Genomic DNA, 6,412 nt, shown 5'->3' on the forward strand with positions numbered 1-6,412 from the left:
ACAAAGGGGGGAGGGGTGCGGAACGTAGGTCGAGACAGCAAAATCTCCATTCCACAAGGAGAAGTTTCGTGCTTTCAAATCACAACGCCTTCAGGACGCTGTTCCCGGAGGAGGGGGGTCGTAACTTTTCCCGGGGCGGGGAGCGGAGGAGCGCGTGTAAACGCCCTCGCCTTGATTGCAAAAGTCTGTTCAGTCGCTGATTGCTCAGAACGCCCTTCTGCAGGGCAAAAACAAGGTGTGCACGAGAGGGAGGAGGTTTACAAATCGCTACGATGCACTCACCATCTCTTCCTAAGGGTAAGGCCCGTGGGGGCACTTCCGGCAACTCTCCTTCCCGCACTTGACCCGCCGCCAGTAGACGGGGAGGGGGGAGAGGGCCTCGAGGGCCTTGCGCTCCTCTTCCAGGCGGGCTTCCAGGGCGGCGAGCTCCTCCTTCAGGCGGTTAGCTACACACCCCCTCCAAAAGGCCCTAGTGCGGCGGTTCCAGGGCCATCTGGAAGCGGGGACCTCGAGGCGGGGTAACCCGAGGAAAGGGGCCCGCTTGTGTTAGCCTTGACTAACCTCAAGGGGTCTACTAATATGGGGGTGTGCAGTGGCGCAGTACCGGGTGGAGCTTTATCGGGATGCCCGAGGGTACTCTCAAGTCCTGGAGTTCTTCAACGCTCTCAAGAGGAGCAACCCCAAGCTTCTGGCCTTCGCCCAGCGCCTTCTCAAGAACTTGGAGGAGCACGGTCCTGACTTGCGTCCACCTTTGGCCAAGCCTCTTAAGGGGCTCCAGGCGCCCATCTGGGAACTGCGTCATCCCTCGGGGCTTCGGCTTTACTACTGGCGGCAAGGGGCCACGCTCTTCGTCGTCGCCGCGGGAGAGGTTAAAAAGCGGGACGAGGCCGACCCCGACTTGCTGGAGTTCGCGGTGAAGGCTTACAGGGAAAGCCAGAGAAACCTTAACTAGGGGGACTTGCCATGGGAAACAACATCAACTTTAGCGACTACTTCCGGGAGTCCATGAAGGACCCGGAGGCCCGGCGGCTTTACCGGGAGGTCTTGGACGAGGAGCTCTCCTGGCTCCTCAGCTACCTGCGGGAGGAGAGGGGGCTTTCCCAGAAGGAGGTGGCCGAGCGCCTCGGGGTCTCCCGGGGCCGGGTGAGCCAGCTGGAGACCTCCGCGGGCCTCTCCATGAGCCTGGAGAGCCTGGCCCGCTACGCCCAGGCCCTGGGGCTTTCCCTGAGGCTGGAGTTCGCCGACGAGCGGGGGGAGGTCCTGGCCCGCTTCTCCCTCGCGGCGGACGAGCCGGTGGAGACAGCGGAGCCTGCTTGGGAAAGCGCCGGGCCCGGCTGGGAGTCTGCTTTTGGCAAGGCCTCCCGGGCTTCTTGGGCCGTCTAGAGCATGGAAAACAAATCCGAGACCATCCGCAGGCTCTACCGGGAAGGGAAGGGTATCTCCGAGATCGCCAAGGCCCTGGGCCTGAGCTACCAGAGGGTCTACACCACCCTGAGGCGCTCGGGCCTCCTCAAGCCCAAGGGAGGGGAGCCCTCGCCTTCTGGGGAGCCCGATCCCGAGGCCTACGCCAGGTTCCTCCAGGGTCTGGAGATCCGGTCCGTGGAACTAATGGAGGTCCACGCGAAGCTGGAGCGTTCCCCCAAGGGGAAGCTCTCCTTCCGCATGGGCCTCGAGGCCTTCGGCCCCGAGCCGAGGGAGGGGGGCTTCTCCGCCGGGCTCGCCTTGGGCCTGGACTTCCAGGACGAGGAGGGGCCCTTCGGTTTCCTGCGGCTTAGGGTGAGGGCCGGCTACGCCACGCCCCTCTTCCCGGACGAGCCCCTCTTCCGCGCCTTTAGGGAGCGAAACCTGATCGTGCACCTCTGGCCCTACTTGAGGCTTTACGCTGACTTCCTCACGGCGCAGATGGGGCTTCCCCGCCTGGTCCTGCCCGCTTGGAAGGTCTAGGAGGCATCGCCTTCTGCCCCATTAGTTTGGGGCTTATTTGAGGTGTGGCGCTAAGCAACCGGGAGATCGTGGGCAGGGCCCCCCGTCTCGGGCCGGATGGCGGTGGCCCAGTGAAGCCGCTACCTGAGCAGGACCACCCGGAGCTTCCCATCGTACCGGGCGAGGTCGGCGTCCGCGGTCCAAAGCTCCTTCGCCCCCGCCTCCAGAGCGGTGGCCAGCACCAGGGCGTCCACCAGGGGCAGGTGGAGGCCGTGGGAGAGCCGGGCCGCCCGCTCCCCAATGGTCCAGTCCGGCCAGACCACCCGGCAGACGGCGGGGATGGCCTGGAGGAGGAGCTCCGTGTCCTCCTTCTCCAGAGCACCCTTCAGGCCCAGGCGCAGGAGCTCCACCAGGGAGAGGCCCGACACCACCCCCTCCCTTTCCCCCTCCGCCAGGGCCCGCCACAGGGCCCCGGCCTCCTCGTGCCCCTCCAGGAGGCGGAGGAAGAAGCCGGTGTCAAGGGCGGTCACGCCGCCCCTCCTCCAGGAGGCGGTGGGCCTCCCCGGCCACCCGGCTCTTACCGGCCCGTTCCAGGACCTTCAGGCCCAAGGCCCTGCGCCGGCGCTCCTTAAGGTAGGCCTCCAAGGCCTCGGCGGTGAGGGCGCTCATGGACTTGCCCTCGTTCTCCGCCGTCTGGCGGAGGAGGCGGGCCAGGTCCTCGGGGAGGTGGACGGTTAAGCGCATACAGGAAGAGCATAACACAGGGAAGGCGCAAGGAGCTGGGTCCGTGGGGCGACACAGGGGCCCACCCCGGGAGGCCTCAAAGCCCACCCTGCCAAGGTAGGGGAGACTGGGAAAGTAGTGGGTCGGCTTGAGACCCTGCCCCCCTAGTGGTCTTCAAGGTCTGGTAAAAAAGGGCGCTGAGTGGGTAGCTAAGGAAGAGGAAGGTTGTGGGCATCTCGGAGGATCCTTGCCTCCTCGCTGGCCAAAGCCCCGAGTCCCTGAGCCCACGTACACCCCGAGCGGTAGCCCACGCGGTAACGACCCCCGGAAGGGTAAACCAGTTGAGCGCAGTCGCCCCAGTTGTCCCACGCCGGTTGGGTTCTATTCCAGAACAAAGCCTCCTGGGTTGGGTTGCCTTGGCCCGTGTAGACCCGCAAGGAAGCCCCGGGCTCCAGGGTGAGGTCCGGGAAGGCGAAGGTCTCCCCAAGCTTGTTCTGAAGGAAAAACCCTTTAAGGGAAACCGGGGCCGAGGCGAAGCGGGGGTCCGCCGTGATCTCCACGAACTCGTTGTTGGGGTTGAGGGCGTCTCTGACTCCCATATACCGGACCTTCGTAATGGCCACCGGAGCGCGGTCCGTGGGTTGGGGGTTGGGCGGAAGGCTTACCTCGGCAAACAGGGGAGGCGCCTTCCCCTCCGCCCAGAGCCATACGCTGGAAACCCCGGAAGGGTGCTTGCTCCAGGGATCCTCTCCCTCTCCGCTCCAGCCATAGGGGTCAAAGACCGGCCACGCTGAGCCCCTCAAACGGCGCATCTCGAAGTGCAGGTGGGGCCCCGTGCTGCATCCCGTGTTGCCGGAAAGGCCCAGGACCTGTCCTGCGCGCACCTGGTCGCCCGTCCTTACCTGCACCTCGCTTAGATGAGCGTAGATGGACAAAAAGACCTCTCCGTTCGGCAGACGGTGGCGCAACACGACGCCCAGGCCGGACACCGTCTTGTCTAGGGAAGGGCAGTAGAAGGGGTTCTCCCAACCCGCAAAGGCCACCTCACCGTCGTAGATCGCCAGGAGGGGCGTGCCTTCCGGCATGGGGAAATCGTACCCCTGGTGTCCGTCTACCCCGGGAAGCTTCTCCCCCCACCAGCTGAGGAGGTAGCCGTTGTTGTCCTGGAACTGAAAGGGGTACTCGTGGTCGCTGACGTTGGTAACCCGGAACTCTCCCTGAAAGGGCAACGTCAGCACGGGAGGAGGGTCCACTTTGCCCGCCGGACTCGAGCCGGACGAGCAACCAATGAGCGCCAAGGGGAACAACAAAAACCATCCCGATGAACATAAGGACATCCTAGGTGACATGAGGTTTCCTCCTGTCTGTAGCGTCAAAGCTTCCAGGCAGATGCAAAGAGGCAGGCGGTGCCAGTTCCGGGATACCCACTTCGCTGCCGTTTGTGATGAACTCCCAGTCTCAGGGCAAGAGGCTCGTAGTGGTTCTGGCGGAGCTCGCCAAGGGCACCTTCCGCGTTGTTGAAGCCCTGACCCCCCTGGTGCCCTCTGCCCTGGCGGACAGGGAAGAGGCGGGGACGGGGGAGGTCTTCGGAGGTTCCAGGGAGCCCTGAGCGCCCCCGAGGTGCAGGCGTAGGAGCGGGATGAAGGAATGGCCCTTAGAAGTCTTCTCGGGAAGGATCTAGGTCACACCACAGGAGCAGGGCTACCCTGAGTCCATCGAGGCTCAAGTGGCCCATGGCTACTAGAACCATCACTACAGTCCCAGCCTGGGGGTCTATCTTCGGACGGTAGCCGTTGGCCCTAAGGGTCCAGAGCATGGCCGCCAGGGCCGTACGTTTATTGCCGTCCACGAAGGGATGGTTTTGGCACAGGCGGTAACCCAGGGCGGCCACCTTTGAGAAAAAGGTGGGGTAGGCGTCCCGGCCGCCCGCGCTCTCCACGGGGGCGTAGGCCGCGCTCTCCAGAAGGCCCCTATTTCGTAGTCCGGGTGTCCCCCCGGTCTTCGCCAGAACGTTGGTATGGGCTTCGAGGATTGCCTCCGGGGTCAAGAACTTATACCCCCCTTTGCGATAGTAAGGGGTTCGGGACACCGGGGTTCAGTAACGGGCCAGGAGCTTGAAGGTCTCCAGGTTCTCTTCGATGATCTCATTGAGCAGGAGCTTCGCTTCCGAAAAGGAGTCGGAGCGGCGTACGGAAGAGCTGCGCCCCACGGCCAGGGTCTTGCGCGCCTTTACCCTGGTCTTCTTAGCCACGGAGACCTTCTTCACACCTTCAGGATACCACGGCTCGGGGGTACCGTCGCGAGCGGGAAGAGGCCGAGCGGAACCTCGCGGGAGCCCTCGAGGAGACCCGGAGGTGTATCCTGGCCTGTATAGAGAGGGTCGGTCTACGAGCCATGGGTCGTGGAAGCAGGAAGTGGCCCTTGGTCGGGACTCTCCAGGAGTGAAATAGGCGACCATGGGCTAAGGAACGGTAAACGCATAGCTTTCCGTCCTCTGGTCGTGTAAGGATTTATGTGTAAGGGTCTGTGTTTAATAGGGGGGCACACCTTGGAACGAGGAGGTGCCCCGTGGACCAGGATACCTTGCGGATCTTGCTGAGGGAAGCGGTGCGGGAGACAGTAGCCGAGGTTCTGCAGACGGTTCTGGAGCTGGACCGGACAGCCTTCTTGCAGGTGCACGGAGGCCGCAGGAACGGCTACTACCCCCGCAAGCTGGAGACCACCTTCGGCCAGGTGGACCTGAAGGTCCCTAGGGATCGGGAATCTCGGTATTACCCGGCTTTCCTTAAGCCCTACGCCCGCCGCCTGGTGGACGTGGGGGAAGTGGCGGTAGCCCTTTACGCCGCCGGGGTCAGTCAGCGCAAGGCGGCCGAGGTGATGAGCCTGCTTCTGGGCCACCGCTACACCCACGAGACCATCAGCGCCCTTACCGACCAGGTGCTGAAGGAGGTGGAGGCCTTCCGTCATAGGCCTATACCGGAAGATATGGCCTGGGTCTACCTGGACGGTTTCTTCTTGAAGGTCCTAAGGGAGGGGATTGGGGTGGAGCGGGAGGCGGTCTATGTGGCTCTAGGCGTCACCCCTGGTGGGCAGAGGCAGGTTCTGGGCTTTTGGCTTTTGCCTACGGAAAGCGCCACTGCCTGGGAAGAGGTCTTGAGGGAACTATGGCAAAGGGGCCTGCGGCGGGTTTTGCTCTTCATCACCGATGGCCTACCCGGGATGGAAGAGGCGATCCGCCGGGTGTATCCCCTGGCCCAGTGGCAGGTGTGCGTGGTGCATAGGGTGCGCTCCAGCCTGGCCCAGGTGCGTGCCCGGGACCGGGCCTTGCTGGCGCAGGACCTGAAGGGGATTTATGGGGCGAGGAGCCGGGTGGAAGCCCTTGAGGCCTTGGAGAGGCTCAAGGAGGCCTGGGGGTCTCGGTATCCTTCCCTGGTGGCGGCCTGGTGGGAGAACTCGGGGGCCCTGCTTCGCTTTTACGATTACCCCCAGGTGCTCTGGCCCTATCTTCGCAGCACTAACCTGATGGAGCGGTTTATTCGGGAAGTGAGGCGTGGGACGAAGGTGCGGGACCACAAGTTTCCCAAGGGAGAGGCGGTGTACAAGCTTTTGTACCTGGAGTCTGAGCGGCAGGAAGGGAGGTGGGCGGAGCGGAGGTTGAAGGGTGTTGCCGAGGTGCAGGAGGTGTTGGAAGGGATGCTTCGGGAAAGGTATGCCCCCCGTACACAGACGCTTACACATAAATCTTGACACGACCCCTCGAGGCCGC

The 6,412-nt window shown here is 63.7% G+C and carries 10 protein-coding genes; 5 read left to right on the forward strand and 5 right to left on the reverse strand.

Annotated features, from left to right (window positions below; all coding sequences use genetic code 11):
• The first annotated feature begins 592 nt into the window (after positions 1-592).
• Genes QT17_RS05280 through QT17_RS05290 form a run of 3 tightly spaced genes read left to right on the forward strand, consistent with a single transcriptional unit; the run spans position 593 to position 1,944 of the window.
• Complete coding sequence (locus tag QT17_RS05280) at positions 593-952, forward strand: type II toxin-antitoxin system RelE/ParE family toxin (RefSeq protein ID WP_039457402.1); 360 nt, start codon at positions 593-595, stop codon at positions 950-952.
• An 11-nt stretch (positions 953-963) separates the two neighbouring features.
• Entirely contained in the window at positions 964-1,383 is a 420-nt protein-coding gene (locus QT17_RS05285) for a helix-turn-helix domain-containing protein (protein ID WP_039457403.1), read from the forward strand.
• Positions 1,384-1,386: 3 nt separating this feature from the next.
• The gene (locus tag QT17_RS05290) at positions 1,387-1,944 is read left to right on the forward strand and encodes a hypothetical protein (protein WP_039457405.1); all 558 of its coding nucleotides are present in this window, start codon (positions 1,387-1,389) and stop codon (positions 1,942-1,944) included.
• Positions 1,945-2,063: 119 nt separating this feature from the next.
• Here the strand turns inward: QT17_RS05290 and QT17_RS05295 are convergent, their stop codons facing one another.
• From QT17_RS05295 to QT17_RS13060, 3 genes are all read right to left on the reverse strand, one after another.
• A complete protein-coding gene (locus tag QT17_RS05295; RefSeq protein ID WP_039457407.1) occupies positions 2,064-2,453 on the reverse strand; it encodes a type II toxin-antitoxin system VapC family toxin in 390 nt (129 codons plus the stop codon).
• Complete coding sequence (locus QT17_RS05300) at positions 2,440-2,667, reverse strand: ribbon-helix-helix protein, CopG family (protein ID WP_039457408.1); 228 nt, start codon at positions 2,665-2,667, stop codon at positions 2,440-2,442. The genes QT17_RS05295 and QT17_RS05300 overlap by 14 nt, the downstream gene beginning before the upstream one ends.
• A 188-nt stretch (positions 2,668-2,855) precedes the next feature.
• Positions 2,856-3,884 (reverse strand): peptidoglycan DD-metalloendopeptidase family protein, encoded by a 1,029-nt coding sequence (locus tag QT17_RS13060; RefSeq protein ID WP_052155174.1) that lies wholly within the window; start codon positions 3,882-3,884, stop codon positions 2,856-2,858.
• A 206-nt stretch (positions 3,885-4,090) separates the two neighbouring features.
• Between QT17_RS13060 and QT17_RS13810 the strand changes: the two genes are divergently transcribed.
• Positions 4,091-4,255, forward strand: coding sequence for a hypothetical protein (locus tag QT17_RS13810; protein WP_153802419.1), 165 nt, complete (start codon positions 4,091-4,093; stop codon positions 4,253-4,255).
• A 45-nt stretch (positions 4,256-4,300) separates the two neighbouring features.
• On the opposite strand, the gene QT17_RS05310 is transcribed toward QT17_RS13810, so the two are convergent.
• Together QT17_RS05310 and QT17_RS13815 are read right to left on the reverse strand one after the other, a co-directional pair.
• Positions 4,301-4,693: a type II toxin-antitoxin system death-on-curing family toxin gene (locus tag QT17_RS05310; RefSeq protein ID WP_039457409.1), complete on the reverse strand. Its 393-nt coding sequence runs from the start codon at positions 4,691-4,693 to the stop codon at positions 4,301-4,303.
• A 48-nt stretch (positions 4,694-4,741) separates the two neighbouring features.
• Positions 4,742-4,912: a hypothetical protein gene (locus QT17_RS13815; RefSeq protein WP_153802420.1), complete on the reverse strand. Its 171-nt coding sequence runs from the start codon at positions 4,910-4,912 to the stop codon at positions 4,742-4,744.
• A 260-nt stretch (positions 4,913-5,172) separates the two neighbouring features.
• On the opposite strand from QT17_RS13815, the gene QT17_RS05315 reads away from it, so the two are divergent.
• Positions 5,173-6,393, forward strand: a complete 1,221-nt coding sequence (locus QT17_RS05315; protein ID WP_039457411.1) for an IS256 family transposase — start codon at positions 5,173-5,175, stop codon at positions 6,391-6,393.
• Positions 6,394-6,412: the final 19 nt, after the last annotated feature.

The organism is Thermus sp. 2.9 (assembly GCF_000794385.1).
In the GTDB taxonomy this organism is placed as follows: Bacteria; Deinococcota; Deinococci; order Deinococcales; family Thermaceae; genus Thermus; species Thermus thalpophilus.

Bases quoted from the DNA above. Each gene is read 5' to 3' on its own strand.
- QT17_RS05285 (WP_039457403.1), top strand. From the start codon at position 964: ATGGGAAACAACATCAACTTTAGCGACTACTTCCGGGAGTCCATGAAG.
- QT17_RS05300 (WP_039457408.1), bottom strand. From the start codon at position 2,667: ATGCGCTTAACCGTCCACCTCCCCGAGGACCTGGCCCGCCTCCTCCGC.
- QT17_RS13810 (WP_153802419.1), top strand. From the start codon at position 4,091: ATGAACTCCCAGTCTCAGGGCAAGAGGCTCGTAGTGGTTCTGGCGGAG.
- QT17_RS05290 (WP_039457405.1), top strand. From the start codon at position 1,387: ATGGAAAACAAATCCGAGACCATCCGCAGGCTCTACCGGGAAGGGAAG.